This is a genomic window from Bradyrhizobium sp. SMVTL-02, from assembly GCF_051853005.1.
Taxonomy (GTDB): Bacteria; Pseudomonadota; Alphaproteobacteria; order Rhizobiales; family Xanthobacteraceae; genus Bradyrhizobium.
In genome coordinates, this window is record NZ_CP182469.1 from 4,380,240 (window position 1) to 4,406,323 (window position 26,084).

17 protein-coding genes and 1 tRNA gene are annotated in these 26,084 nt (G+C 64.9%); 8 read left to right on the forward strand and 10 right to left on the reverse strand.

Annotation, left to right across the window (positions count from 1 at the left end):
- Positions 1 to 54: 54 nt before the first annotated feature.
- Together mfd and ACNJYB_RS20675 are read right to left on the reverse strand one after the other, a co-directional pair.
- A complete protein-coding gene (mfd, locus tag ACNJYB_RS20670; RefSeq protein ID WP_439368140.1) occupies positions 55 to 3,573 on the reverse strand; it encodes a transcription-repair coupling factor in 3,519 nt (1,172 codons plus the stop codon).
- The gene (locus ACNJYB_RS20675; RefSeq protein ID WP_439368142.1) at positions 3,570 to 3,860 is read right to left on the reverse strand and encodes a succinate dehydrogenase assembly factor 2; all 291 of its coding nucleotides are present in this window, start codon (positions 3,858 to 3,860) and stop codon (positions 3,570 to 3,572) included. Before ACNJYB_RS20675 ends, mfd begins: the two co-directional genes overlap by 4 nt.
- 184 nt (positions 3,861 to 4,044) lie before the next feature.
- Here ACNJYB_RS20675 and recG point away from each other — a divergent pair, with 184 nt between their 5' ends.
- The gene (recG, locus tag ACNJYB_RS20680; RefSeq protein ID WP_439368143.1) at positions 4,045 to 6,153 is read left to right on the forward strand and encodes an ATP-dependent DNA helicase RecG; all 2,109 of its coding nucleotides are present in this window, start codon (positions 4,045 to 4,047) and stop codon (positions 6,151 to 6,153) included.
- Here recG and panE read toward each other — a convergent pair.
- From panE to glmS, 5 genes are all read right to left on the reverse strand, one after another.
- Positions 6,150 to 7,079 (reverse strand): 2-dehydropantoate 2-reductase, encoded by a 930-nt coding sequence (gene panE / locus ACNJYB_RS20685; protein WP_439368144.1) that lies wholly within the window; start codon positions 7,077 to 7,079, stop codon positions 6,150 to 6,152. The genes recG and panE overlap by 4 nt on opposite strands.
- A gap of 105 nt (positions 7,080 to 7,184) precedes the next feature.
- Positions 7,185 to 8,564: a group II intron reverse transcriptase/maturase gene (gene ltrA / locus ACNJYB_RS20690; protein WP_439368145.1), complete on the reverse strand. Its 1,380-nt coding sequence runs from the start codon at positions 8,562 to 8,564 to the stop codon at positions 7,185 to 7,187.
- 662 nt (positions 8,565 to 9,226) lie between these two features.
- The gene (locus tag ACNJYB_RS20695; RefSeq protein WP_439368146.1) at positions 9,227 to 10,084 is read right to left on the reverse strand and encodes a DUF1932 domain-containing protein; all 858 of its coding nucleotides are present in this window, start codon (positions 10,082 to 10,084) and stop codon (positions 9,227 to 9,229) included.
- A gap of 104 nt (positions 10,085 to 10,188) precedes the next feature.
- A complete protein-coding gene (locus tag ACNJYB_RS20700; RefSeq protein ID WP_439368147.1) occupies positions 10,189 to 10,959 on the reverse strand; it encodes a DUF502 domain-containing protein in 771 nt (256 codons plus the stop codon).
- Positions 10,960 to 11,038: 79 nt separating this feature from the next.
- Positions 11,039 to 12,865 (reverse strand): glutamine--fructose-6-phosphate transaminase (isomerizing), encoded by a 1,827-nt coding sequence (glmS, locus tag ACNJYB_RS20705; RefSeq protein WP_439368148.1) that lies wholly within the window; start codon positions 12,863 to 12,865, stop codon positions 11,039 to 11,041.
- A 221-nt stretch (positions 12,866 to 13,086) separates the two neighbouring features.
- On the opposite strand from glmS, the gene ACNJYB_RS20710 reads away from it, so the two are divergent.
- The gene (locus tag ACNJYB_RS20710; protein WP_439368149.1) at positions 13,087 to 13,305 is read left to right on the forward strand and encodes a hypothetical protein; all 219 of its coding nucleotides are present in this window, start codon (positions 13,087 to 13,089) and stop codon (positions 13,303 to 13,305) included.
- A 9-nt stretch (positions 13,306 to 13,314) separates the two neighbouring features.
- Here ACNJYB_RS20710 and ACNJYB_RS20715 read toward each other — a convergent pair whose 3' ends face one another.
- Positions 13,315 to 13,500, reverse strand: a complete 186-nt coding sequence (locus ACNJYB_RS20715; protein ID WP_439368150.1) for a hypothetical protein — start codon at positions 13,498 to 13,500, stop codon at positions 13,315 to 13,317.
- Between the two features lie 45 nt (positions 13,501 to 13,545).
- The gene (glmU, locus tag ACNJYB_RS20720; protein ID WP_439368151.1) at positions 13,546 to 14,901 is read right to left on the reverse strand and encodes a bifunctional UDP-N-acetylglucosamine diphosphorylase/glucosamine-1-phosphate N-acetyltransferase GlmU; all 1,356 of its coding nucleotides are present in this window, start codon (positions 14,899 to 14,901) and stop codon (positions 13,546 to 13,548) included.
- A gap of 174 nt (positions 14,902 to 15,075) precedes the next feature.
- On the opposite strand from glmU, the gene ACNJYB_RS20725 reads away from it, so the two are divergent.
- Both ACNJYB_RS20725 and ACNJYB_RS20730 read left to right on the forward strand, forming a co-directional pair.
- Positions 15,076 to 16,446 carry a hypothetical protein gene (locus ACNJYB_RS20725; RefSeq protein WP_439368152.1) on the forward strand — a complete coding sequence of 457 codons (1,371 nt, stop codon included), beginning with the start codon at positions 15,076 to 15,078 and terminating at the stop codon, positions 16,444 to 16,446.
- Positions 16,447 to 16,597: 151 nt separating this feature from the next.
- Complete coding sequence (locus tag ACNJYB_RS20730) at positions 16,598 to 16,978, forward strand: hypothetical protein (RefSeq protein ID WP_439368153.1); 381 nt, start codon at positions 16,598 to 16,600, stop codon at positions 16,976 to 16,978.
- Here ACNJYB_RS20730 and ACNJYB_RS20735 read toward each other — a convergent pair.
- Positions 16,938 to 18,497 carry a beta-(1-6) glucans synthase gene (locus ACNJYB_RS20735; RefSeq protein WP_439368154.1) on the reverse strand — a complete coding sequence of 520 codons (1,560 nt, stop codon included), beginning with the start codon at positions 18,495 to 18,497 and terminating at the stop codon, positions 16,938 to 16,940. The genes ACNJYB_RS20730 and ACNJYB_RS20735 overlap by 41 nt on opposite strands.
- Before the next feature lie 326 nt (positions 18,498 to 18,823).
- On the opposite strand from ACNJYB_RS20735, the gene ACNJYB_RS20740 reads away from it, so the two are divergent.
- The 4 genes from ACNJYB_RS20740 to ACNJYB_RS20755 all read left to right on the forward strand — a co-directional run bounded on the left by ACNJYB_RS20740 (position 18,824) and on the right by ACNJYB_RS20755 (position 24,019).
- Positions 18,824 to 19,417: a beta-1-3, beta-1-6-glucan biosynthesis protein gene (locus tag ACNJYB_RS20740; RefSeq protein ID WP_439368156.1), complete on the forward strand. Its 594-nt coding sequence runs from the start codon at positions 18,824 to 18,826 to the stop codon at positions 19,415 to 19,417.
- 213 nt (positions 19,418 to 19,630) lie between these two features.
- Entirely contained in the window at positions 19,631 to 22,300 is a 2,670-nt protein-coding gene (locus tag ACNJYB_RS20745) for a glycosyltransferase (RefSeq protein WP_439368157.1), read from the forward strand.
- Between the two features lie 433 nt (positions 22,301 to 22,733).
- A tRNA-Lys gene (locus ACNJYB_RS20750) sits at positions 22,734 to 22,806 on the forward strand.
- Positions 22,807 to 23,671: 865 nt separating this feature from the next.
- Positions 23,672 to 24,019 carry a response regulator gene (locus ACNJYB_RS20755; protein ID WP_439368158.1) on the forward strand — a complete coding sequence of 116 codons (348 nt, stop codon included), beginning with the start codon at positions 23,672 to 23,674 and terminating at the stop codon, positions 24,017 to 24,019.
- Positions 24,020 to 26,084 lie beyond the last annotated feature (2,065 nt).

Sequence of the window (26,084 nt, forward strand, 5' to 3'; positions counted from 1 at the left end):
TCTGGATTGCGTCGTCGCAAGGGCTCCTCGCAATGACGTGGCGAGGCTGGTGCGCTAGGCCGCCTTCTTGCTTTCTGCGAGTTGCGCCAGCTGGCGCATGATCTCGGTGGTGCCGGCGAGGCGCTCTTCCGGCGTCTCCCAGTCCTGCAGGAACACCACCTTCATGTCGGGCCGCACCTTGGCGGCCTGGCCGTAGCTGCGGATGAAGGTGACGAGACGATCGGGATAGGCGAAGGAATTGTCGCGGAAGACGATGACCGCACCCTTCGGGCCGGCATCGATCTTCTCGACATTGGCCCTGCGGCAGAACGCCTTGATCGCAGCGACTTTGAAGAGGTAGCGCACCTCGTCCGGCAGCACGCCGAAGCGGTCGCGCATCTCAGCGCCAAAGTTCTCGATCTCCTCCTCGGTGTCGAGATCAGCGAGCCGCCGGTACAGCGACAGGCGCACCGAGAGGTCGCTGACGTAATCCTCCGGGATGAGCACCGGCATGCCGATGGTGATCGACGGCGACCAGCGGTCGGCGGCGGGCTCGGAGACGCCGGCCTTGAGGTTGACGATCGCCTCCTCCAGCATCGACTGATAGAGCTCGAAGCCGACCTCCTTGATGTGGCCGGACTGTTCCTCGCCCAGGAGATTGCCGGCGCCGCGGATGTCGAGGTCGTGCGAGGCGAGCTGGAAGCCCGCACCCAGCGTCTCCAGCGATTGCAGCACGGTGAGCCTGCGCTCGGCCTGCGCCGTGATCTTCTGCTGCGCCGGCAAGGTGAACAGCGCGTAGGCGCGCAGCTTCGAGCGGCCGACGCGGCCACGGAGCTGGTAGAGCTGGGCGAGACCGAACATGTCGGCGCGGTGCACGATCAGCGTATTGGCGTTGGGGATGTCGAGGCCGGACTCTACGATGGTGGTCGACAGCAGGATGTCGAACTTGCCGTCGTAGAACGCGGTCATGATGTCCTCGATCACGGCGGGCGGCATCTGGCCGTGTGCGACCGCGACCTTCATCTCCGGCACGTTCTTGTCCAGGAAATCCTTGACCTCCGCGAGGTCATCGATGCGCGGCACCACGTAGAACGCCTGGCCGCCGCGATAGCGCTCGCGCAGCAGCGCCTCGCGGATCATCAGGGGATCGTGCGGGGCGACGAAGGTGCGGACCGCGAGGCGATCAACCGGCGGCGAGGCGATGATCGAGAGCTCGCGCACGCCGGTCAGCGCAAGCTGCAGCGTGCGCGGGATCGGCGTCGCCGACAGCGTCAGCACGTGCACCTCGGCGCGCAGCGCCTTCAGCCGCTCCTTGTGGCTGACACCAAAGTGCTGCTCCTCGTCGACGATCAGGAGGCCAAGGTCGCGGAACTTGATCGCCTTGCCGAGCAGAGCATGGGTGCCGACGACGATGTCGACGGAGCCGTCGGCAATGCCCTTCTTGACCTCGTTGAGCTGTTTTGTGGGGATCAGGCGTGAGGCTTGTGCGACGTTGACCGGGAACCCTTTGAAGCGCTCGCTGAAGGTCCGGTAGTGCTGGCGCGCCAGGAGCGTGGTCGGCACCACGACCGCGACCTGCTTGCCGTCGAGTGCGACGGCGAAGGCGGCACGCAGCGCGACCTCGGTCTTGCCAAATCCGACGTCGCCGCAGATCAGGCGATCCATCGGGCGGCCCTTTTCGAGGTCCCTCAGCGTGGACTCGATCGCGCCGAGCTGGTCCTCGGTCTCGTCATACGGGAAGCGCGCGCAGAACTCGTCATAGAGGCCCTGCTGCACCGGCAGTTTCGGCGCCTCGTGCAGCATCCGCTCGGCCGCGATCTTGATCAGCTCGCCCGCGATCTCGCGGATCCGGTTCTTCAGCTTCGCCTTGCGGGTCTGCCAGCCCGAGCCACCCAGACGATCCAGCTCGACCGTGGTCTGGTCGGAGCCGTACCGCGACAACAGCTCGATGTTCTCGACGGGCAAGAACAGCTTTGTCTCAGCAGCATAATGCAGCTCGAGGCAGTCATGCGGCGCGCCGGCAACATCGAGCGTCTGCAGGCCGATGAAGCGGCCGATGCCGTGCTCGACATGGACGACGATGTCGCCGGCGGCAAGGCTCGTCACCTCCGAGATGAAATTGTCGAGCTTGCGGCTCGCCTTGCGCGGCCGCACCAGGCGGTCGCCCAGAATGTCCTGCTCGCTGATGACAGCGATCTCGTCGGTCTCGAAACCGCTCTCGAGGCCGAGCACGGCGAGCATGGTCTCGTTGCGCGGGGTCGCCTGCACCGTGCGCCAGCTGTTGACGCTGGTGGTATGGGCGAGCTTGTGGTCACGCAGCATGGAGGTCATGCGGTCGCGCGAGCCTTCGGTCCAGAGCGCGATCACGACCTTCTTGCGCTGCGCCTGCAGCGCCATGACGTGGCTGACGACGGACTCGAACACGTTGACGGTGGTGTCGTTGCGCTCCGGCGCGAAGTCGCGGCCCTTGCGCGCGCCGGCATCGACGACGCTGGTTCCGTCTGTCGGCACCGAGAACGGCGTCAGCCGGGCCAGCGGGATCTCGCCGAGGCGCTTGGTCCATTCCTCGTCGGTCAGATAGAGCCGGTCGGGCGGCAGCGGCTTGTAGATCGCGCCGGCGCCGGGATGTTCCATCGCCTCGCGGCGGGCCTGATAGTAGTCGAGAATCTGCTTGAAGCGCTCGCGGACGGCGTCCTCGGCCTGCGGCTCGATCGCAACGGCGGCGCCCTGCAGATAGTCGAACAGCGTGTCCATCCGCTCCTGAAACAGCGGCAGCCAGTGCTCCATGCCGGGATGGCGGCGGCCCTCGCTGACGGCCTCGTACAGCGCATCGTCGCGCTCGGGCGCGCCGAACTCGGCGACATAGCCCATGCGGAAACGGCGGATGGTATCGGTGACGAGCTGGAACTCGGAGACCGGCACGAGATCGAGCGAGCGCATGTCCAGCAGCGTGCGCTGGGTCTCGGCATCGAAAGAGCGGATCGATTCCAGGCTGTCGCCGAAGAAGTCGAAGCGGACCGGCTGCTCGAGGCCGGCCGGAAAGAGGTCCAGAATGCCGCCGCGCACGGCATATTCGCCGGGTTCGCGCACGGTGGACGAGCGATTGTAGCCGTTGTGCTCCAGCCAGGCGACGACGGTGTCCATGGGCACGACATTGCCCGGCGCGACCGACAGCGCCTGCGCCGCGACGAGCTCGCGCGCGGGCACGCGCTGCACCACCGCGTTCACCGTGGTCAGCACGATCAGCGGCTTGTCGCTGCCGGTCAGGGACGCAAGCCGCGCCAGCGTGGTCAGGCGCTGGGCGAGAATGCCGCCATGCGGCGAGACGCGGTCATAGGGCTGGCAGTCCCAGGCCGGAAAGGTCAGCACCGGAAGATCCGGCGCGAAGAACCGCAGCGCGCGTTCGAGCTGCTGCATCCGCCCGCCGTCGCGGCAGACGACAGCGAGGCTGACTGCCGGCTTCTTCGGCCGCGCCGCGATCGCGCGGGCGAGATCCGAGACCACGAGGCCTTCGGCGCCTTCCGCGACATTGGCGAGCGTCAGCGCGCGGCCGGGCGTAAGCAGCTCGGCCGGCGATTTCATTCCCTGCTTCATGCGTTGCCATCCGCGATCGGAAACGCCTTGATGCGGGCAAACAGCGCACCGGTGACGTCAGCCGGCAGCACCTTGTCGCCGGTGATGGCGGCATAGAGATCGGGATCGTTGACCTCGAGCAGCCGCTCGAGCTGCGTCAGCTCGGCGTCGGACAGCTTGCCGATCTCGGCGTCCGCGAAGCGGCCGAGGATCAGGTCCATCTCGCGCGTGCCGCGGTGCCAGCAGCGGAACAAAAGCCGCTTGCGGCGGTCATCCAGCCCGCTACTCGATCGTGTCGTTCCCGTCATGTCTCAAATCCAGTCAAACGCAGAAAGCCCGGACGTGCCGGGCGGGGCTGATATAGCCACTCGGGGTGGCCATGTCAGCCCTCGATTTGGCATGGCCGGAGCCCGCGAAGGGCTACGAAAAAAGACGTGGATGCCCCGCACAAAGCCGGGCATGACGGGCCGAAACGATCCTAGATTCGCTCTCATGCGCCCCAGCCTGCTCAATCCGCTGTTTGCTCCCGTGACCAGCCTGCCCGGCGTCGGTCCGAAGCAGGACAAGCTGTTGCAGTACCTGCTCAGCCGCAACGAGACGCCGCGGCTCGTCGACCTGCTGCTGCACCTGCCGAGCCAGGTCATCGACCGCCGGGCGCGGCCAAAAATCCGCGACGCGGCCGTTGGAACCATGGTGACGCTGGAGGTTACCGTCGATCGCCACCGCCCACCTCCGCCGCGCAATTCGCGCGCGCCGTATCTGGTCTATGCCAGCGACGAGACCGGCGACGTCGTGCTGACCTTCTTCCGCGCCAAGCCCGGCTATGTCGAGAAGCTTTTGCCGGTCGGCGAGAAGCGCTTCGTGTCCGGCACGCTGCAGATGTATGACGGCATCCCGCAGATCGTGCATCCCGATCGCGTGCTGGATGAGGAGGCGATCTCGAAGCTCTCCGGCATCGACCCCGTCTATCCGCTGACGGAGGGTCTTGCGCTCGGCTCGCTCCGCCGCGCGATCGCGCAGGCACTGCAGAAGCTCCCCGCCCTGCCCGAATGGATCAGCCCCGACGTGCTGCGCCGCTGCCACTTCCCGCCAATTGCGGAGGCGCTCAATCGCGTGCACCAGCCCGTCGAGCTGACGGACATATTGCCGGACCAGCCGTTCTGGTCGCGCCTCGCCTTCGACGAGCTCCTGGCCGGCCAGCTCGCACTCGCCTTGATCCGCGCGCAGCTGCGCCGCCCTGCCGGCGTGCGCAATGCCGGCGACGGGCATCTGCGCAACAAGATCATCGACGCTCTTCCTTACGCACTCACACCCTCCCAGCGCAGCGCCGCCGCCGCCATTGCCGAGGACCTGAAGCAGCCGGTGCGCATGCTGCGGCTGCTCCAGGGCGACGTCGGCTCCGGCAAGACAGTCGTGGCCCTGCTCGCGGCCGCAGCCGTGGCCGAAGTCGGCAAGCAGGCCGCGCTGATGGCGCCAACCGAAATCCTGGCGCGTCAGCACGTCAAGACCATTGCCCCGCTCGCCGAGCGCGCGGGATTGCGCGTCGCGATCCTCACCGGCCGCGAAAAGGGCAAGGAGCGGCGCGAGATCATCGCCCGGCTTGCCGAGGGCGAGATCGATCTCCTCGTCGGCACCCATGCGCTGATCCAGGACGACGTGCTCTTCAGGGATCTCGCGCTCGCCGTCGTCGACGAGCAGCACCGCTTTGGCGTGCGCGAGCGCCTTGCGCTGACCTCGAAGGGCGAAGCCGTCGACGTGCTGGTGCTGAGCGCGACGCCCATCCCGCGCACGCTGGTGCTGACCTATTTCGGCGACATGGACATCTCCGAGCTGCGCGAAAAGCCGGCCGGCCGTCAGCCGATCGACACCCGAGCGGTGCCGATGAGCCGGATCAGCGAGGTCATGGAAGGTGTGGGCCGCGCGCTCGAAGCCGGCAAGCTGGTCTACTGGATTTGCCCGCTGGTGGAGGAATCCGAGGCCGAGGGCACCGAGCACCTCACCAACGCGACCAAGCGGTTCGAGAGCCTGCAAAAACGTTTCGGCGACCGCGTGGGCCTCGTCCACGGCCAGATGAAGGGCACCGAGAAGGACCGGGTGATGGGCCAGTTCGCCGGGCACGAGATCGGCCTCCTGGTTGCAACCACCGTGGTCGAGGTCGGCGTCGACGTGCCGGCCGCCACCATCATGGTGATCGAGAATGCCGAACGTTTCGGCCTTGCCCAGTTGCACCAGCTGCGCGGCCGCATCGGACGCGGATCGGAAGCCTCGACCTGCATCCTGCTCTACGGCGAGCCGCTCGGCGAGATGTCGAAGGCACGCCTGAAAGTGATCCGCGAGACCACCGACGGCTTCCGCATCGCCGAGGAGGATTTGAAGCTGCGCGGCGAAGGCGACGTACTAGGGGTCCGCCAGAGCGGCCTGCCCGGCTACCGCATCGCGCGCCCGGAGGTTCACGGCCAGCTCATCGCCCAGGCCAGAGACGAAGCGCTGCGCATCCTCAAGGACGATCCGAAGCTGAAGGGCGAGCGCGGCGAGGCGCTGCGCTGCCTGTTGTATCTCTACGAACGCGATGAGGCGATCCCGCTGATCGGCGCGGGTTAGCCACCTGCCCTTCGTCGCCCGATCTCATACGCCGCCACATGCGCGCGGGCGAGGTCCAGCAGCGGTGTGTCGATGCCGAGCGTATGGGCCCGATTGGCCATGTCGCCCAGGATATGTTCTGCCTCGGTGATCGAACCGCGCTCGATATCGCGCAGCATCGAGGCCTTCAGCGGCGAATCCAGCGTGGTGAACAGTTTTCGGTCGAACTCGATGAACGGTGCGCGTGGCTCGAAACCTGAGGCCGACGCAACAGTGCAGCATTCCGCAAACAGGCGGAAGATGGACTGCTCGCCGTTCGGCACGGCCAGGATGTCTCCGATGCTTGCGCGCATCAGGCAGGTGATGCCGGCCAGCGTCGAGAGCTGGACGAACTTCTCCCACATGTCCTGCATGATCGCTTCGCTGGCGCGCACGTCGATGCCGGGAACCTGGAGCAGCTTCTCCAGGGCGAGCGCGCGCTCGGTGAGCGAACCCTCGACCTCGCCGAAGACAATCGTCTGGTTGGCCATGAACTGGACGACGCGGCCATCCGCATCGAGCCCGGCGCTGACATTCGCGAGCCCGCCGAGGACGCGAGCGGCGCCGAACCTGGCGGTCAGAGCGTCGATATGTTTCAACCCGTTCAGGATGGGCAGGATCATCGTGTTGGCACCGACGGCCGGCGCAAATTGGTTCATCGCCTCGTCGAGCGAGTAGGCCTTCACGCCGACGAGCACGACGTCGAACGGTTCCTTGAGATCGCTGGCCAGAAGGACCTTCGGCTGCAGGGCGAAGTCGCCGTGCGGGCTCACGACCTGCAATCCATTCCGCCGCAATTGCTCGGCCCGCTTCTCGCGCACCAGAAAGGTCACCTCGCGGCCAGCCCGGACAAGGCAAGCTCCGTAATAGCCGCCGATCGCCCCCGCGCCGATGACAAGCACTCTCATTCGAACTCCCCTTGCAGAGGAACTGCGTCTGCAGAGACAATAGCAGATGGCCTCCGCGCCGTCTCATCCTCGCCATTGCGAGCGCAGCGGTCGCGGTAGGGACGCTCATTGCTGGGCGCCCCCCGCACAGATCCGTACGTGCGGCTTTCCCGCATACGGCTCCCACCTCGGGTGAGTAGCGGTGAAGCGTGTTCGGGGCCAAGGATGGAGGATTTGTGGCTTGGGGAGCAAGTCGGAGGCAAGCCGCGCGACCCGCTGCCACGTGGTCCCGTCAATCTGGCTGCGGCGCCGAAGCATCCGCCTCCATTGTTCGGTGACGAAGTAGCGGAAGGCGCTGAGCGCTCGGCTGTTGGTCGGTACCGCGTGGTAGTTGAAGTACCCGGTAACGACCTGCCGCAGCCATTTGCCCTGTTCGAGCACCGACTGGTGCATACGCCGTCGCATTCCCTGCTTCACGGCTTGCAGTTTCGCCCGCATGCGGTCTTTGCGAGACTTGCGCCTGATCTGGAACTTGCCTTGCTTGGATCGGCTGCAGATGAAGGTGAAGCCGAGGAAGTTGAAGGTCTCCGGCTTGCCGAGCCCGCGCCGCCTGCGGTTGTCCTCCGCATGACGTCCGAACTCGATCAGCCGGGTTTTCTCAGGGTGCAGTGACAGCGCGAACTCCTGCAGCCGTTTGCGCAATTCTTCGAGGAAGTGCCGGGCCTCATTCTCATGCTCGAAGCCGACGATGAAGTCGTCAGCGTAGCGCACGATGATCATGTCACCCGCGGCCTCGCGCCGTCTGAAGCGTTCGGCCCACAGATCGAGGGCATAGTGCAGGTAGATGTTGGCAAGCAGCGGCGAGATCACCGCCCCTTGTGCCGTCCCCTGTTCGCTGACCCTGACCGTTCCTTCTTCGAGAACACCCGCCTTGAGCCATTTGCGGATCAGACGGATGATACGCTGGTCGCCGGTCCGATGTTCGACGAAGCGGATGAGCCATTCCTGGTCCACCATGTCGAAGAACGAGCGGATATCGGCGTCAACAATGAAGTTCACCCGCCGGCTCTCGATTCCGACCAGCAGCGCATCCATCGCATCGTGCGCGCTGCGCCCGGGCCGGAACCCATACGAGAACCCGAGGAAGTCCTCCTCGTAGATCGCGTTGAGCACCGTAGCGGTTGCCCGCTGAACGATCTTGTCCTCGAGGGACGCAATCGCCAGCGGCCGCTGCCGCCCATCCTGCTTCGGGATATGGACCCGCCGCGACGGCTGCGGCCGGTACGCTCCCCGGTGAACACGAGCATGCAGGTCCTCAAGATTGGCCTTGAGGTCTTGCTCGTAGTCCCGCCACATCATTCCGTCCACACCCGGCGCGGCATGCTTCTTCAGCGCGAAGAACTCCGCCTCGAGCAGTTCAGGCGTGATGTGGTGAAGCAGCGCAGTGAACCTCTCCTTCTTCCTTTCCCTTGCAGTTCGCCGTATGCGTTCCAACGCCTGTGTCACGCTTGTCCGGCTCGGCGTCCGGGGCGTGCTTTGCTGGTCCGCATTCCCCTTGGTCGCGGCCCTTCGCTCCACCAACTCCTCCGCGGATCGCTCCGCTTCGTTCGCAGGCTTCGACGCTACTACGGCCGCCTCCGACTTCCCGCATCCGTTCGTCATCGGCTTTGGCTCCTCGCCTTCCCGATGCGGACCTTGGGGGCATGTTGCCATCGGTCAGATGCGGGACCTCCCAGGTTCCGACGCGGTCCTTTGCTGCGTGATGGGGTCTTCGACCACGGCAGAGCGTCAGCGCCTCGCATAACGGCGCCGCACATGTTGCCTTCGACGTTGCTTACCGGCTCGGCCTCTGCGAGTTTCTGTCTTTCGCGGCTCAATAGCCCACCCCACAGCATCGTTGTGTACGCTTCGCAGCCGCCGTTGCCGACGGCCACGCAACACTCACTACCGGGCGCTCGCTACCGCTTACCCGGACCGGACTTCCACCGGTTGGACCACGCCAGCTTGCCTGGCGCACAAGCAATCCAGAATCCCTCCGCGGAAAGACTCTGGATTGCTTCGCTTTGCTCGCAATGACGATGGGGGCGGTGCTCGGCACACGTTGTACGCTTGAGACGCGACCGGGACATCCAGGGCTTTCCGGAGTCGGTTTCGGCAGCTCTGGACGACTAGGTCTTCTTCTGCGCGATGCTTGCCGCGAATGCCTTCATCAGCGCTGCATCCACAGCCTCGCCCTTCGCATCCTCCGCGAGGTGCTCGAACCAGCGCGCAAAACCCTCGTAGATCTGGCTGGCCGGGTGATCCGTACCGAGGAAGCCGGAAATCTCCCGCATCTCCGCGACCCAGCGATAGGCCTTCGGAATCATGTCCGGCAGCGCCACTTCGAGCCGCGCCAGAATTGCGGGCTGGCTCAGCGCGAGTTCATCACGCAGCGCATCGGCGGCGCCTGCCTTTGTCGCCGCAATTACCATGGCCGAGCCGATGCCGGCGAGGCCCTTGACGATGCCGGCATAGGACATTTTCAGGGCGGAGGCGGCGCCGACCGGTCCGTCGACGATCCGTATATCGAGGCCGAGATCCCTGAGCGCCGCGACGTCCTTCGCATGCTCGCCGGACATGTAGAAGGCCGGGCTCTTGCCACCTCGCTGCGGCGGAAAGCCGATGATGCCGCCGTCGACGAACGGCGCCTGCGCCGAGCCGATGATCTCCTCGATCCGTTGCACGGTATCGACATTGACCGCGTTGCAGTCGACCACGACCGGCTTCTTCGCGCGCCGGACGATCAGTGCGGCCAGACGGTCGGCGAGTGCAACGGCTTCACCCGGCGGCACGATCGAGAGGATGATGTCGGCGTCTGCGATCGCCTCGTCCTCGGCGCCAATCATGCCGGCGTCCGCAGCGCGTTTCTGCGTCGTCTCACTCCGCCCCTTCAGCGAGGTCAGCACCCGCGCGCCGTTTTCGCTGAGACGGCGGGCCACGGCGCTGCCCATGGCGCCGGGTGCGAGGATCGCAATGGTCTTTGACATGGTGCACTCCAGGTCGAATTCCGAGCGAGGCGCTCGGACCGACCGGAGACTAGCAGAGGATGCGAGTCCTTGCGTGAAAGTGGCCATCCCGCAGCGGAATGGCCCTACTCCACCTTCGCAGGCTGAGGCTTGAGCGTCGAGGCGTTGGCGATGCGCGCGGCATTGGCCATGCCTGCGAGCGCGGCCGCCTTCTTCGGGTCGGGCGCCGAGCCCGGCTGCACCACGCCCGCCGACATGATCAACGTTGCGGCATCCTCGGCGCTGAGATCGACCTCGATGATCTTGCTCTTGGGCACGTAGAAGAAGAAGCCGGTGGTCGGGTTCGGCGAGCACGGCAGGAACACCGAGACGTGCTCCTCCTGCCCCGGCAGGCTGCGGGCGATGTCCTCGCTGGGCGATTGCGAGATCAGCACGATCGACCACATGCCCGGCGAGGGAAACTCGACCAGGCCGACTTTGCGGAAGCTCGAGCCCTTGCCCGAGAACAGCGTCTCGAACACCTGCTTCAGGCCGCGATAGATGGCGCGCACCGCCGGGATGCGGCCGAGGAAGGTCTCGCCGACATCCACCAGCGTGCGGCCGATCAGGTTGGCTGCGAGGAAGCCGACCAGGGTCAGCGTGAAGAATGCGACAATCAGTCCCCAGCCGGGAACGCCGTAGGGCAGATAGGTTTCGGGCCGATAGGCCAGCGGGACGAACGGCCGCACCACGCCGTCGACCCATGTGACGAACCACCAGACGAGATAGAGCGTGATCGCGATCGGACCCGTCACCACGAGGCCGGTCAGGAAGTAATTGCGGAAGCGGCCAATCAGGCCGGTATGCGGTTCCGGAGCGGGATCAAGCGGCGCAGGGACGTCGTCGCGGGGGGTCATTCGGGTTCCAGGTCGGTCGCTGCACTCAAGCTACGGTCTTCTAGCAGGTTTTGGAAGAGTGCAGCCCGGTCCCTTCTGCCTATTCCACGGTCACCGATTTCGCGAGATTGCGCGGCTGGTCGACGTCCGTACCCATGATGACAGCCGTATGATAGGCGAGCAGCTGCACCGGGACGGCGTAGACCATCGGCGTGAACGCCGCCGCCATGTCGGGCATGACGATGGTGACGAGCGAGTCGACGGTCGCCTCCTCCGCGCCTTTGGCGTCGGTCATCAGGATGATCTTGCCGCCGCGGGCGGCGACCTCCTGCATGTTCGAGACGGTCTTCTCGAATACCTGGTCAAAGGGCGCGATGACGACGACCGGCATGGTCTCGTCGATCAGCGCGATCGGCCCGTGCTTGAGCTCGCCCGCGGCATAGCCCTCGGCGTGGATGTAGGAGATCTCCTTCAGCTTCAGCGCGCCTTCGAGCGCGAGCGGGAAGCTGGTGCCGCGGCCGAGATAGAGCACGTCGCGCGATTTCGCGATCTCGCGCGAGAGCTTCTCGATCTGCAGCTCGGTGGTGAGCGCATCCGACATCAGGCGCGGAACCTCGACGAGGCCATGGACCAGCTTGGTCTCCTCCTCGTCGGACAATTCGCCCCTGGCCTTGCCGGCCGCGATGGCAAGATTGGCGAGCACCATGAGCTGGCAGGTGAAGGCCTTGGTCGAGGCGACGCCAATCTCGGGGCCGGCCAGCGTCGGCAGCACGGTCTCGCTCTCGCGCGCGATGGTCGAGGTGGGCACGTTGACGACCGCGATCGTGTGCACGCCTTCGGCCTTGGCGTAGCGCAGCGCCGCCAGCGTATCGGCGGTCTCGCCCGACTGCGAGATGAAGATGGCGAGATCGCCCTTGCGCAAGGGGGCCTCGCGGTAGCGGAATTCGGAGGCGACATCGACTTCGACCGGCACGCGCGCAAAGCGCTCGAACCAGTACTTTGCGACGAATCCGGCATAGCTCGCGGTGCCGCAGGCGGTGACGTTGATGCGCTGGATGGTCTTGAAGTCGAACGGCAGCTTGACCGGCAGCGCAACCCGCTCGGCCGCCATGTCGACATAGCGCGCCAGCGTGTGGCCGACCACCTCCGGCTGCTCGTGGATTTCCTTGGCCATGAAATGGCGATAATTGGCCTTGTCGACCAGCGAGGTCGAGGCGGCGTGCCTGATCTTCTCGCGCTGGACGGCGTGGCCGTCCTTGTCGAAGATGGTGGCGCTCTTGCGGGTCAGCACGGCCCAGTCGCCGTCCTCGAGATAGCTGATCGTGTCGGTGAACGGGCCGAGCGCGATGGCATCGGAGCCGAGATACATCTCGCCGTCGCCGTAGCCGATCGCGAGCGGCGGACCATTGCGGGCGCCGATCATGAGGTCGTCGTCGCCGGCGAAGATGAAGCCGAGCGCGAACGCGCCGCGCAGGCGCCCCAGCGCGAGCTTGACCGCTTCCACGGGCTTGTTGCCACGCGTGAGCAAATCGTCGACGAGATGCAGCACGATCTCGGTGTCGGTCTCGGTGTGGAACACCGTGCCCTTCTTCTCGAGCTCCTCGCGCAGCTCGCGGAAATTCTCGATGATGCCGTTGTGGACCACGGCGACGCGCTCGGTCGCGTGCGGGTGCGCGTTGTTGACGGTCGGCTTGCCGTGGGTGGCCCAGCGCGTGTGGCCGATGCCGGTCGTTCCCCTGAGCGGCTCGGCCTCCAGCCGCTTCTCCAGGTTCTTCAGCTTGCCCTCGGCGCGGCGGCGCTCGAGATACTTGCCTTCGAGCGTGGCGACGCCCGCGGAATCGTAGCCGCGATATTCAAGACGTTTGAGCGAATCCACCAATTGCTCTGCAACCGGTTCGCGCCCGAGAATGCCGACAATCCCGCACATGCGGACCAATATCCCCCAAATCGTCGAAAAATCGCCAAAACGACGCGCTCGGTTTTTAGCGAAATTCTGACGGACCCATATACTCAATAATTATTGCTGATTGAGACAGCATTCGCATGCACCATTGCCTGGCCTGCGTCGATGTGGCCGGCCTTTAACCCCGCACATTAACTTGTTGTCAACACGTTTGACCAACGATTCCGGGGTAGGAGAACAAGGCCATGAAAGGCTCATCCGACCGCAAAGGGCTGTCGTCACTGTATCTGCGTGCCAGCGAGACCTCGGGCACGCACCTCGCACATTGGCCGCCGCCCCAGCGCGGCAAGGAAAGCAAGCCGGTCTTCGTCAAGCATAAGCAAGGCGAACCCGCCAAGCGTGCCAAGCCGCGCGGCTGGCGCCTGACCCGCGCGATCTTCTCCGAATTCGCCGACGAGGAATAGCGGCGCGTCTCACCACCCCAGCACCAGGGCAAAGACGAGAAAAACGACGAACGTCCAGAACGCCAGTCCGGTGACCAGTGATGCGATCTCGGTCGGGCGGGGATCGCCGACCTGTTCCAGCACCCATCGTCCCGGCGGCATCACGACGCGCTTGACCAGGAACGCAATCGTATCGTCAACGACGTCGTCGTCCATGAGCCCAGCCCTGGCAACACCGATCGGGGGCCGGCACTCGGCCGCTCACTTCCCCGGCTTCTTGCCGCCGGTCTTCATCTCGCGATACCGCGCCGCACCGCCTTCCCGGATGGTCTGCTGGTTGCGCTCCAGCGCCATGGCATCGTCGGGCACGTCGCGCGTGATCACCGAGCCCGAGCCGATATAGGCGCCATTCCCGATCTTGACCGGTGCGACCAGCGATGAGTTGGTGCCGACGAAGGCGCCCTGCCCGATCACCGTCTTGTGCTTCTTGAAGCCATCGTAGTTGCAGGTGATGGTGCCGGCGCCGATGTTGGAATTGGCGCCGACGGTGGCATCGCCAATGTAGGAGAGATGGTTGACCTTGACGCCGGCCTCCAGTGTCGCCGCCTTGGTCTCCACGAAATTGCCGATGCGCGCGCCGTCGCCGAGCGAGGTGCCGGGACGCAGCCGCGCATAGGGGCCGATCGAGACCTTCTTGCCGAGCGTGGTCTCGACGATATGCGAGAAGGAATGGATCACGGTGCCGTCGGCGATCGACACGCCCGGACCGATCACCACGAACGGCTCGATGGTGACGTCCTTGCCGAACACGGTGTCGGCGGACAGATATACGGTCTCCGGCGCGATCAGCGTGACGCCGGCCTCCATCGCCGCCTTGCGCAAGCGCGCCTGCATCACGGCTTCCGCTTCCGCGAGCTGCGCCTTGGTGTTGATGCCGCGCACTTCGTCCTCGCTGGTTTCGATCACCACGGACTCCCATCCCTGCTTGCGGACGATTTCGACCGCATCCGTCAGATAATATTCGCCCTTGGAATTGGCATTGCCGATTTGCCCTAGAATTTCAAGCGCGCGGCGGCCGTCGATCGCCATCACGCCGGCATTGCACAGATCGATCTTGCGCTCTTCCGCGTCGGCATCGGCCTGCTCGCGGATCGCGACCAGGCGGTCGCCCTCGACGATGAAGCGGCCATAGCCGGTGGGATCGGCGGCGCGGAATCCGAGCGCGGCAATGGCCGCGCCCCTGGCGAGCGGCGCGCGCAGCCGCGCAAAGGTCTCGGCCGAGATCAGCGGCGTGTCGCCGAACGCGATGAGGAGATCATCGGCCCCGCGCGCGATGGCCTCGCGCGCCGCCAACACCGCATGCGCGGTGCCGAGCCGTTCGCCCTGCACGAAGGTGAGCGCGTCGGGGCGGATGCGCTTCGCCTCGTCCGCCACCACCTGATGATCCGGTCCGATCACGACAGCGAGGGATGTGCCGGTTCCCTTCGGTGCGGCGGCGAGCACATGGGCGAGCAGGCTCTGGTGTGCAACCGGATGCAGCACCTTCGGCAGGCTCGATCGCATCCGCGTGCCTTCACCGGCGGCGAGCACGATCGTGAGGCTGGAACGGGCGGTCATCGCAATCCTGTGAGATACGGCCGAATCAATTGGCGCGGCAGGCGGTGCGCCGCCTCGTGAGCTGCCGCCTTGCTACCTCCGCAAACGCCCGGAATTCAAGTGCGACGGAGTTTTCCTGTTAATGTTTCCTGATTGATTCGTGGAAGCCGGACTGGGGCTGGGCATTTAGCGTTCATGGCAAAGGATTCCGACCCACTGGCGGATGCCTTCGGCGCCAAGGAGACCGGCGGGCTGTTCTCCGGACTTTTGGCCGACGAAGCCGCATTCGATCGCCGCATGCTGTGGCGGCTCGGCTCGTGGGGAGTGACCGCCGTCGGCGCCGTCGTCATTGCCGTGATGGCCAACCAGGCCCAGCTCGGCTGGCGCCGTGACCAGGTGGCCTCGGCCGATCTCGCGCGCCAGGCCGACCGGCTGCAGCTGCTGACCAAGGAAAGCCAGAACGAGGCGCGCCGCCTCGCCGCCGCCATCGAGACGCTGAACACCGATCGCGACCGGCTCTATTCGCGCGTCACCGTGCTGGAGCAGGGCCTGGATTCCGTCACCGGCGCCATCGCCAGGCAGAGCGCAAAGCCACTCGATGCGCCGGCGCCTGACGCCCAGCCCGCATCGGCTGCACCCAGCGTCGGGCCGGTGGCCTCGGTGCCGGCGCCGTCCGCCGAGAAGCCGCGCGCGACCGCCAAGGACCAGGCGAAGGAGCCCGCAAAGGACGCTGCAAAGGATCCGGCCAATCCGCCGCCGCAGACTGCTGCTGCCGCTTCGCTGGTGTCGCAGGCGCCGGCAACGACCTCGGCCCTGCCGATGCTTCCGCTTTTGCCGTCCAAGTCGATCATGGCCCCGCCCGATCCCGCCGCATCCAGGCTGGTTCAGCCGGAAGCAGCCGAGAAAGCCACCGAGAAGAAGCCCGAGGCCACGCCCGCCCCGACCGAAGTCGCCGCTGTCGCACCGGCCAAGCCGCCGGAGGCTGCCGAAGCCGAAGCGCCGGCGATCGCGGTCCAGCAGACCCGCTTTGCGATCGAGCTCGGCGGCGCCAACTCGATCGACGGCCTGCGCGCGCTCTGGCGCGGCGTGACCAAATCCAATCCGGAAGTGGCAGCGCTGCGTCCGATCATCATGATCAAGGAGGGCGGCAACGGCATGCAGCTCCGCTTGGGGGCCGGCCCGCTGATCAACGCCGCCGCCGCCGCAAAGCTCTGCGCCGGGCTATCCGAGAGCAACCGCCACTGCGAGACCACCGTCTTCGACGGACAGCGGCTGACGATGCGTGGCGGTTCGGAGAGGGGACAAGAGAAGGCACAAGACAAGTCTCAGGACCGCGTGCAGGAGAACAACTCCGAGAAGACGCAGGACACCGCGCCGCAAGCCGAGACTGCGCCAGCGCCGGCACCGAATGCAAAACCGGACAAGCGACGGCGCAGCTACTCCTCCAAGCGCTCGTCGAAACGAGAGGAGCCCGCGCCTGCCCCGGCGCCGCAGCAGCCCGCCCCGCAGGCAAAGCCGGAGACGGCGTCAACGGGATCGACGCTGACGTCGTTCTTCAGGCGGTAGCGGGCTTCCCACTTGGGAAGCAAAGTCGAAGCGCAGGCGATCGGCAACACATTCACGCTGTGAATTCGTTCCAGATTTTCTCACGCAGACTCGCCGAAAACCACACACCTGCCCGGTTGCCCCCTACCCTTTTCCCGACCATATTGCGGCCATGACCAAAAAGCCCTTCCGCCTCACGCCCTACCAGGTGCAGTTCCTGATCGTCGTCGGCTTCGCCTCCGTCGGCTATGCGCTTTACCTGCGCTATCTCGGCATCGAGCTCTCGACCGTCGGCCTTGCCTGCGACGCCGGCCTGCAGACGCTGATCTGCAAGGCGCGCTCGGTGTCGACCGTGCTGTTCAAGAATTCGGTGTTCGGCATCGTCGCGCTGGTGGTGGCGACGCTCAACCTGATGCGGCCGTCGATCGTGCTTCTGACCGTCGGCATCATCGCCGCCGGCCTCGGCATCGTGCTCTACAATGTCGTGCTGTCGGGCCTTGCGATTGGCCTGCTCATTCTTGGATTTGCTCGGCCCGCGCCCGCCACAGCGTGAGCGCTAACAACAGAAACATCGCGCAGGTCCACAGCGACTGCCAGTTGTCGCGCCCCTCGTTGATGAGCACATAGATCGCCGACAGCGCGAGCACGCCGGCGAATACCGCTTCCGCGATCGGACGTAGGCCGATCTGCGGCCGGTTCAGCATCAAGAGCGCGAACGGGACCACCGCCATCGTCAGCGAGGCGTAGGGGAAATCGTGGTAGCGCGGGTCGAAAACGAAGCCGAGCGCGGTCCCGGCCGCGATCACTGCGGTCACCGCGAGCGTCAGGCCGAGCACGGCGGTGAGCTTCGACCACTTACGGCCCTCGCGCGGACCGAGCAGATCGAGAAAGGTCGGCAGACTGCGGCCGATCACCATCGCCTGCGCACAGAAGATCGGCGACAGGATGCCGGCGAGCAGCAGCGCGCCCCAATGCACCCAGCCGCCGAGCCCGAGGCTCTCATAGTACATCTTGTCGGCGCCGATCCCGAGCAGGCTCCCCGCCGTCGTTGCCGAGATCGCGACACCGAGCCAGGCCGAGAAGCGCGGCGTCCACGGCCGCCGGCGCAGCGTGATCAGCGCCACTGCGAACACCAGCACGCACAGGCCCATGCCGGCGCCCATGTACCACTTCCAGTACGGGAAATTGCTGATCGGCTGCCCCGGCGGATATTTCAGATTCCGGCGCACCGAGTCATAGAGTCCCCAATAGCCGCCAACGGTCCCTTCCAGCTTGCGCTTCCAAGGCTGGTCGTAGGACTCGATCAGGTTGACGCGAAACTTGTTCGCCTTTGCAAGGCTGAGGATTTCCGAAACGACGCGCGCCTGGTTGGTGCGTGACGGCAGCGCGCCCTCGCGCATGCGCCCCGCGCTCGGCCAGCCGGTTTCGCCGATCAGGATCTCCTTGCCGGGGAAAGCCACCGCCATGCGCTCGCGGATCGCCTCGACATGGGAGGCGGCGAATTTCGCCTTGACCGGAAAGTCCTCCCAATAGGGCAGGATGTGGATGGTGACGAAATCGACGGCGTCATAGACCTCGCGGTTCTTCAGCCAGAACTCCCAGACATCGGCATAGGTGACGGGCACGCTGACCTGCGCCTTCACCGAGCGGATGATGGAGACGAGGTCGGCCGTCGTCATCTCGCCGCGCAGCAGCACCTCGTTGCCGACGATGACCGCGGTGATGACGTTGGGGAAGTCCTTGGTGAGACGGACGGCGAGCGCAGCCTGCTCGACATTCTTGGTGCGGTTGCTGGAGAGCCAGATGCCCTGCAGCACCTTCAGCCCGCCGACCTTGGCGGCGATCGCCGGAACCTGGTCGAGCCCGTTCTCCATCGAATAGGTCCGGACGCAGTCGGTGATCTCCTTGAGCTGGCGCAGGTCCTGCTCGATCTGGTCGGCCTCGATATGGGTCCATGCGTTCAGCGGCGACTGTTCACCGCGGAACGGCGCATAGGAGACGCATTGAACCTTCTCGGCGGGATCGATCGGAGCGCGCGCGAGCGTGATTGGCGTGGCCAGCCACCACCACACGGCAGCAATCGCACCCAGTGAAACGAGCAGAAGCGCCAGTGGCGTACGAAGAGAAATCGGTTCCGTCCTCCGCGAAGGGCAGTCGATTACCTGCTCGCACGCCGTCTGCCAAGGGGGCACTCCGGACGGATCCCTCCCTCCTCCGAGGAATTTACCTGCGGCCGTTCGACAGAGGCCTAGGATCGTGACTTTGCTGGACAAAATTCGAAATACAGGTCATGGGACTCCGCGGGAATTTTCCGCCGCATTGGAGACCCATTTGGACGCCATCAGGGCGCGTCCGCGGGATCCTGACGCGGGCGGTCAGTGGAGAAGTTGGGGAATTCATGCGGCAACGGGTGCGTCAGTCACGTAATGCGGTCCTGCGGCAGTTCGCCGCCACCTTGGCCGTCTCCGCCCTTCTCGGTCTGGCCGGCCTTGATGGTGCCTCAGCCCAGAGCGGCGCGCCGGCCCCCGACCAGGGCAAGGCCGCCGCCCAGCCCGCCGACGCCGCCAAGGACGCCGCCCAGAACCAGCGCCGCACCGACGAATTCGCCGAAGCCGCCCAGGTCATCAACGGCCCGGCCGGCAATCCTGAGTGCGTCTGGCTCGGCCGGCGCGTGGTGCGGCTGATGTGGCGGGATGACCTCGATACCGCGTTCCGCCATCTCGACCTCTACGACCGTTTCGGCTGCCCCGGTGGCCACATCCAGGCGGCTTTCCGCTGCCTGACCCGCTTCGGCGGCCAGATCGATCCCAAGGTCGCCGAGACCCTGGATAGCCGCGTGCACGCTTGCTGGATCAACCCGGCCTCCCAGCCGCAGCAGGCAGCCGCTGCTGCTTCCCAGCCGGCAGCGCCGGCCGCCGGCAATGCGCCGGCCCCGCAGCCGGCCGCGAGCCCCTCGCCTGCGGCAAGCCCGACACCCGCGCCCCAGAAATAGTCGCGTTCGTTTCAGCTCTCGTTCAGGAACGATCGGGCATAGTCGCGGTTGGCACTGCCGCGCGTTCGAAAAGCCCATGCCCTCATAAGGACATGAGCCCATGACAGTTGTGAAACCGCGCGGCAGAGGTATGCTCCATTTGCCGCGGACTCGGTCGGATCTCGGGGTCGGATCCGCTTCCCTGCCACCTCAGCCCCTTTTGGTTTAGCCGCGATGCGCGTTGTCGCCGCCGTTCTGTTGCTCGTGTCCGCGCTTCATGCTGGGCTCTGGGGAGTCTTGCGCGACAGGGAACCCGCTCCCGATTTCAGGGGCCTGTTGCCCAGCGTCTCCTACGCGCCGTTCGAAGGCTCGGCCCATCCCGACATCGACAACATCCCGAGCGTGGAGAAAATCCGCGCCGACCTCAAGACGCTGTCGACCATGACGCGCGCGATCCGCCTCTACTCATCCACGGGCGGCGTGGAGCTGGTGCCGCCGATCGCGGCCGAGTTCGGCCTCAAGGTCACCGTCGGCGCCTGGATCGACAAGGACAAGGATCGCAACGAGCGCGAGATCAAGGCCGCGATCGAGCTCGCCCGCAAGAACAGCAACGTCGTCGGCGTCGTGGTCGGCAACGAGGTGATCTACCGCGGCGAGCAGAAGGTCGAAGACCTCATCGACATGATCAAGAAGGTCAAGGGCTCGGTCCGCGTGCCCGTCACGACCGGCGAGATCTGGAACATCTGGCGCGACAATCCCGACCTTGCCTCCAATGTCGATTTCATCGCCGCCCACGTGCTGCCCTACTGGGAAAACTTCCGCTCGGACCAGGCGGTCGACCAGGCCGTGGACCGCTACAACCTGCTGCGCAATCTGTTCCCCGGCAAGCGCATCGTGATCGCCGAGTTCGGCTGGCCGAGCCAGGGCTACAATTTGCGCAACGCCGACCCCGGTCCGTTCCAGCAGGCGCTGACCCTGCGCAACTTCGTCAGCCGCGCCGAAGCCATCGGCATGGAATACAACATCGTCGAGGCGATCGATCAGCCCTGGAAATTCTTCGAAGGCGGCGTCGGCCCGTATTGGGGCATCCTCAACGCCAGCCGCGAGCCGAAATTCGCCTGGACCGGCCCGGTGGAGAACCCCGACTATTGGAAGCTGATGGGACTCGCGCTGCTCGTCGGCATCCTGCTGTCGCTGCCGATCCTGCGGCTTGAGAAGCCGACCGCGAAGCAGGCCTTCCTGCTGTCGGCGACCGCCAATGGCGTCGGCGCCTGGGCCGCGACCGTGTTCGCGTTCTGGAACAGCCACTATTTCATCTTCGGCTCGGCCTTCGCGCTGACGCTCGGCATGATCCTGCTCGTTCCGCTGGTGCTGATCGCGATGGCGCGCATCGACGAGATCGCGGCGGTAGCCTTCGGCCGGCCGCCGCAGCGGCTGCTCGCCAGGGGCAAGCCGGTCGAGAACGTGCCGGAAAACTATTATCCGAAGGTCTCGATCCACATCCCCGCCTACTTCGAGCCGGTCGACATGCTCAAGCAGACGCTCGATGCGCTGTCGCGGCTGAACTATCCGAACTACGAATGCGTCGTCATCATCAACAACACGCCCGATCCCGCCTTCTGGCAGCCGATCCAGGACCATTGCCGTGCGCTCGGTGAACGCTTCAAGTTCATAAACGCCGAGAAGGTGCAGGGCTTCAAGGCCGGCGCGCTGCGCATTGCCATGGACCGCACCGCGGTCGATGCCGAGATCATCGGCATCCTCGACGCCGACTATGTCGTCGAGCCCGACTGGCTCAAGGACCTCGTGCCGGCTTTCGCCGACCCGCGCGTCGGCCTCGTGCAGGCGCCGCAGGAGCATCGCGACGGCGATCTGTCGATCATGCACTACATCATGAACGGCGAGTATGCCGGCTTCTTCGACATCGGCATGGTCCAGCGCAACGAGCTCAATGCCGTCATCGTGCACGGCACGATGTGCCTGATCCGCCGCGCCGCGATGGACATGGCCGGCGGCTGGTCGAGCGACACGATCTGCGAGGATTCCGATCTCGGCCTTGCGATCCAGGAGCTCGGCTGGGTCACGCACTACACCAACACCCGTTACGGCGCGGGCCTGTTGCCGGACACCTACGAGGCGTTCAAGAAGCAGCGCCATCGCTGGGCCTATGGCGGCCTGCAGATCGTGAAGAAGCACTGGCGCCGCTTCCTGCCCGGCGCGAGCCGGCTGACCTCCGACCAGAAGCGCGAATACGGCCTCGGCTGGCTGAACTGGCTGGGCGCCGAAAGCCTCGGCGTGGTCGTGGCGCTGCTCAACCTCGTCTGGGTGCCGATCGTCGCCTTTGCCGACATCGCCATTCCCGACAAGATCCTGACGCTGCCGATCATCGGCGCCTTCATCGTCTCGCTGGTGCACTTCCTGTCGATGTACCGCGCCCGCGTCGCGATCAAGCCGGGCCAGATGCTGGGCGCCATGATCGCAGCGATGAGCGTGCAATGGACGGTGTCGCGCGCGGTGGCGCAGGGCCTGATCACCGAGCACATCGCCTTCGCGCGCACCTCGAAGGGCGGCCTCAGCCGGATGTCGATCGAGTTCCAGGCGTTCTGGGAGGCCGTGATCGGCATCCTGCTCCTGGTCGGCGCCGGCGTGCTGGTCGCGTCCAACAGCTTCCGGCAGATCACCGAGATCTACATCTTCGCCGGCGTCCTGGTGCTGCAAAGCCTGCCGTTCCTCGCCGCGGTCGCGATCGCCATCCTCGAGCTCAGCCGCATCAACTCCTTCCAGTTCTGGCGCGACAGCGCGATCCGCACCGCCGAGCTGATCGGCCTGCGCCCGGTCGCCCTGCCGACCCCCGCCGGCACGCCGCAAGCAGTGCCGAACGAGGTCCGGCGCGAGGCGAATTGACGAGCCGAAGCTCGCCTGCGGCCATCCTTCGAGACGCCCGCCTGCGGCGGGCCGTCAGGATGGGGTGAAGCTTCCCAGCAGGCTATCAGACCCTCATGGTGAGGAGCCCGCCAAAGCGGGCGTCTCGAACCATGCAGGCCGAACCCTTCCGGGCCCCCCGGCAGTTCGGCGTGGATGGCGGCCCGCCAATCGGGTCGAAAATTCCGCCTCAAGCCGCGGGCGCCGCAAGCAAATCCCAGCAACTGCCGCCAGTTTCGGCAAACACCCCCGCTATTGACCTCCGCAGCCACTCCCCCTACACAGCGCGGGCCGAAAGCATGTTCCGGAAACGGCCGGTTTTCCCCGCAACGCGAGTTCAGCGTGGCGGCAAGACATGCTTCTCGAATGTCCGAAGACGATGGCGATCTCTTCATCGAGCCATCCGCGGCCATGGGAGCGCGTAGCTCAGCCGGTAGAGCACGTGACTTTTAATCACGGGGTCCTGGGTTCGAGCCCCAGCGCGCTCACTAAGAAACCCCATAAAATCAAGAGCTTATTCAAAGGAAGCGCCTCATTGTTTCGGTAATTCCGGATCGCGGGGCGTATGGGGCGCAAGTCCATTATCGTCGCCGCGAACAAGCACGGTGGCGATTGGGGCAGATGTTGGCGGCGGTGGAACGCCAAAAGGTAAGCGGACCGGGCAGAGGTGGATCATCCTCGCGATGGTCAAGGAACGAGAGGCCGTGGTTAGGAAGACTGAAAAATGGTGGTGAGACGATATCAACAACCACAAGCCGCCCAAGCCGCCGTTCACGCTCGACCAGTTCAAGACCATCCTGATGTGCCTGCATCCGGATGGCGCTCGCACGCCCGAAAGACTGAGCGAGGCATTCAGCCTGTTCAACGGTAAGAAACGGTAGCTCACCGCAGCGAGACGGTGATTCAACCAACCGGGCGAGCGCCTTTGCATTAGCGCGGCAACGTGGGGATAACTGCACGCATCGGTTGCCGAATCTTCGGCTCGCGCTCATTCAATAGCTTCGCTTTGGAGCAAGCAATCGAGTCTCCTCCGATGACGGAAATGGTGGAAAAAAGCCCATTCTAGCTGAAGGAAATCGTTCTCGTTGTACCTGCAATCGCGAGTGCACTTGCCATAAGCTTCCAAGTCGGCAGGTTTATGCCGTTCGGCGGGTTCGCATACTTCACCCTTTCAGAGCACTTGCTTTCCGCGTTATCAGCGCTGCCCATCGCCATGGTCACGACCTTCTATCTCGGGACGGTATTCGCTATCGCTGATCAGTTCGTCGCATCGCCCGGCTTGCACCAGCCGGGACCACGCTTTTGCTCAAGGTCCTCCTGTCGTGGACGAAGAGCACGACCGGAGGATGAGAGTTGCGGATTCTTGTAGCCGAGGACGAAGACCTGATCCGTGATGTAGTCGTGGACATCCTGCAGACGCACGGGCACGAGGTTATGGAAGCGGATAGCGGCGAGCGCGCGCTACAGCTCTGCGCCGAGGCCGCACCCGATCTCCTCTTCACCGACATCAGGCTGGCGGGCGCATTGTCAGGATGGGATGTCGCCATTCAATGCCGCGAGGCACACCCACGCATCCCGGTCATCTACGCCACCGGCTACACCCACATTGCGCCGCGTCCGGTGTCGGGCAGTATCATGCTCCACAAGCCCTTCAGACTTGAACGCCTACTTGAGGCAATGAAGTCGCTGATTGGCAAGTAGCCGGGCCGACGCTTCGCCGTCTCGTCGGTGAAACCAACGGCGCGGCATCACGTATGCTTTTCATGAAGTTTTGCGCACAACATCCGCTGGGTTTGTGAAGTTCATCCAGATCCCCCCATCTTTGGCCATCGCGCTTGCCCATGCCGCGCTCCGGGCGAGCCATGCGCGGTCCGCAATCGGACCGAGTTGGGCAACCCCGACGACGTCCCCTGCCGGACGACCATATCGTTGACACGAAGCGCCGGACCTAAAACAACGGCCCCAGCTTGGCGGCGGGCTGGGGCCGTGGAACGCTCCGGACGCAGGGGGGCATGGGCCGGAGCAATACGCCAACCCACCGGATTGCCGATTGTTCCCGTTCCTCATACCAGGCCGCGCGGCCCTTGCCTTCGGCCTCACGCCTTGCACGCCTCCCTTTCGGCATCGACGAGACCGATGGTCCGTCCGAGTGTTTGGTTACGGTGAACCCTTGGGGCCTCGCTCCACGACGGCGCCCAACGCCGCGCCTCCTTGCCAAGGATGGTCTTCGGAAATGGTTCGTTAGCTCCTGTGTGCTTAGTCTAAACACGTGCCGCCTACCGCCGATGCGGCACATGGAATGGGAATGCCGGCCCCGGCTGTTTACCCCAATCCTGCGGCTGGGGCCGTTTGAACTTTCACAGCATCGTTCAACCCGGACCTACAACCATGTTTAGAGGCATTGCTATAGCGCTATTTGGAATGACCATTCTGTCACAGTTTGACAAGTTGGTTTTCTCTGGTCGCAATACCGACGCTGCACTCAAGTTAGCGCGGGAGATCAGTCGCGGGTTTGGCTTCTAGCCCTGGTCCGCAATACTTATGGACCTGAACTGATAGCGCGCTCGAGCAGCCTTGACACGCATCTGCCCAGCTGAGTGTCCGGGGAAGATATACCATTTCAATCAGTATAAGCGCGGGGTTGCTGGGTTTCGGCAGTCTCGTTCGAGGCCAGGCAGCGTCGCGCTCGTTCGATCTGTGCGTCGGTAGCGCCGTGACTACGGGCGTACATCTCAGCCACTGTCGCCGAATATTTGGCGACATAGTATCGGACCTCACCGCAAGAGATGCGCCCCGTAGGTCTGTGCTGTCGCGAAGCGAAGGCTTCCGATCCTAGGGCAGTTAGCAACAACGCAACAGTGACCCCAGCCCGTACGATCATCCTCGCCGTCTCCCAACATTCTGTATGGCTTGTAGACAGAACAGGCCTGAATCGCGCAGGCGACGCAAATTAACAATCATGCACTGCTGCAAAGTGCTGTGATACTGTTGCTCCAATGCCGCGATGCTGGACATCCCTAAAGCGATCGGATGCGAGCTTCCAACGATGTCGAGGCAGCAAATTCGATTGTCGCCTTGGAACGGCCAGCCTAACTATGACTGCCGACGAACGCTCCTTCTACGGGTCGCCTTAGGAATACGGCTGGCTCTAGTCATCCTCCTCGCCTGAGCGGCTTGCAGGGTACGCGTCCGGCGTAGGCCGCAGGCTAGTGGATCACTCCCGTTGCCAGCGCGTGAGCAGCTTGGGGTTTTCTTTGTAGAACCTGACGAGCTCGATCAGGTTTTCCATTCCACACCCAGACGAAGACCTCAGATCGTTGCGAGACCCGGCACGCGCGGAGACCTTCCACGCGCAGGACTATCAAATCTGGCCTGCCCGAGCTTCGAGCCCCGGCCGGTTTGGTGCTGGCTGGGCCGTGCCACTCATACGTGCCTATGCAGCCCCCAAAACGCTATGAGGAGAAGGGCCATGGCTCCGATCACGAGCAGAATGAGAATGGCTTCCAGCATGACGAATCAAGCTCCGCCCCGAGCCAGAGGCTACACCCGAGCAGAAAATTGTTAAGGCGGAGCTGGCGTATCCGAACAGTTTCGAGGTGGCGCCGGCGCGCGCCGTCCATATTCTCGGAATGCCACCCCATTGCGCTCACCGCCGCACCGGCGTTGATTAGCAAGCCAGCTCCGGCGTATGGACCACTCTCGACAATCGTGTTGGTGAAGGTGATCGCCGCGGCCCCGTAAGTCACCGCGACAGCCTTGGGTCTGC

Coding starts and splice junctions, on each gene's coding strand:
- mfd (WP_439368140.1), bottom strand. CDS start 3,573: ATGAAGCAGGGAATGAAATCGCCGGCCGAGCTGCTTACGCCCGGCCGC.
- ACNJYB_RS20675 (WP_439368142.1), bottom strand. CDS start 3,860: ATGACGGGAACGACACGATCGAGTAGCGGGCTGGATGACCGCCGCAAG.
- recG (WP_439368143.1), top strand. CDS start 4,045: ATGCGCCCCAGCCTGCTCAATCCGCTGTTTGCTCCCGTGACCAGCCTG.
- panE (WP_439368144.1), bottom strand. CDS start 7,079: ATGAGAGTGCTTGTCATCGGCGCGGGGGCGATCGGCGGCTATTACGGA.
- ACNJYB_RS20695 (WP_439368146.1), bottom strand. CDS start 10,084: ATGTCAAAGACCATTGCGATCCTCGCACCCGGCGCCATGGGCAGCGCC.
- ACNJYB_RS20700 (WP_439368147.1), bottom strand. CDS start 10,959: ATGACCCCCCGCGACGACGTCCCTGCGCCGCTTGATCCCGCTCCGGAA.
- glmS (WP_439368148.1), bottom strand. CDS start 12,865: ATGTGCGGGATTGTCGGCATTCTCGGGCGCGAACCGGTTGCAGAGCAA.
- ACNJYB_RS20710 (WP_439368149.1), top strand. CDS start 13,087: ATGAAAGGCTCATCCGACCGCAAAGGGCTGTCGTCACTGTATCTGCGT.
- ACNJYB_RS20715 (WP_439368150.1), bottom strand. CDS start 13,500: ATGGACGACGACGTCGTTGACGATACGATTGCGTTCCTGGTCAAGCGC.
- glmU (WP_439368151.1), bottom strand. CDS start 14,901: ATGACCGCCCGTTCCAGCCTCACGATCGTGCTCGCCGCCGGTGAAGGC.
- ACNJYB_RS20725 (WP_439368152.1), top strand. CDS start 15,076: ATGGCAAAGGATTCCGACCCACTGGCGGATGCCTTCGGCGCCAAGGAG.
- ACNJYB_RS20730 (WP_439368153.1), top strand. CDS start 16,598: ATGACCAAAAAGCCCTTCCGCCTCACGCCCTACCAGGTGCAGTTCCTG.
- ACNJYB_RS20740 (WP_439368156.1), top strand. CDS start 18,824: ATGCGGCAACGGGTGCGTCAGTCACGTAATGCGGTCCTGCGGCAGTTC.
- ACNJYB_RS20745 (WP_439368157.1), top strand. CDS start 19,631: ATGCGCGTTGTCGCCGCCGTTCTGTTGCTCGTGTCCGCGCTTCATGCT.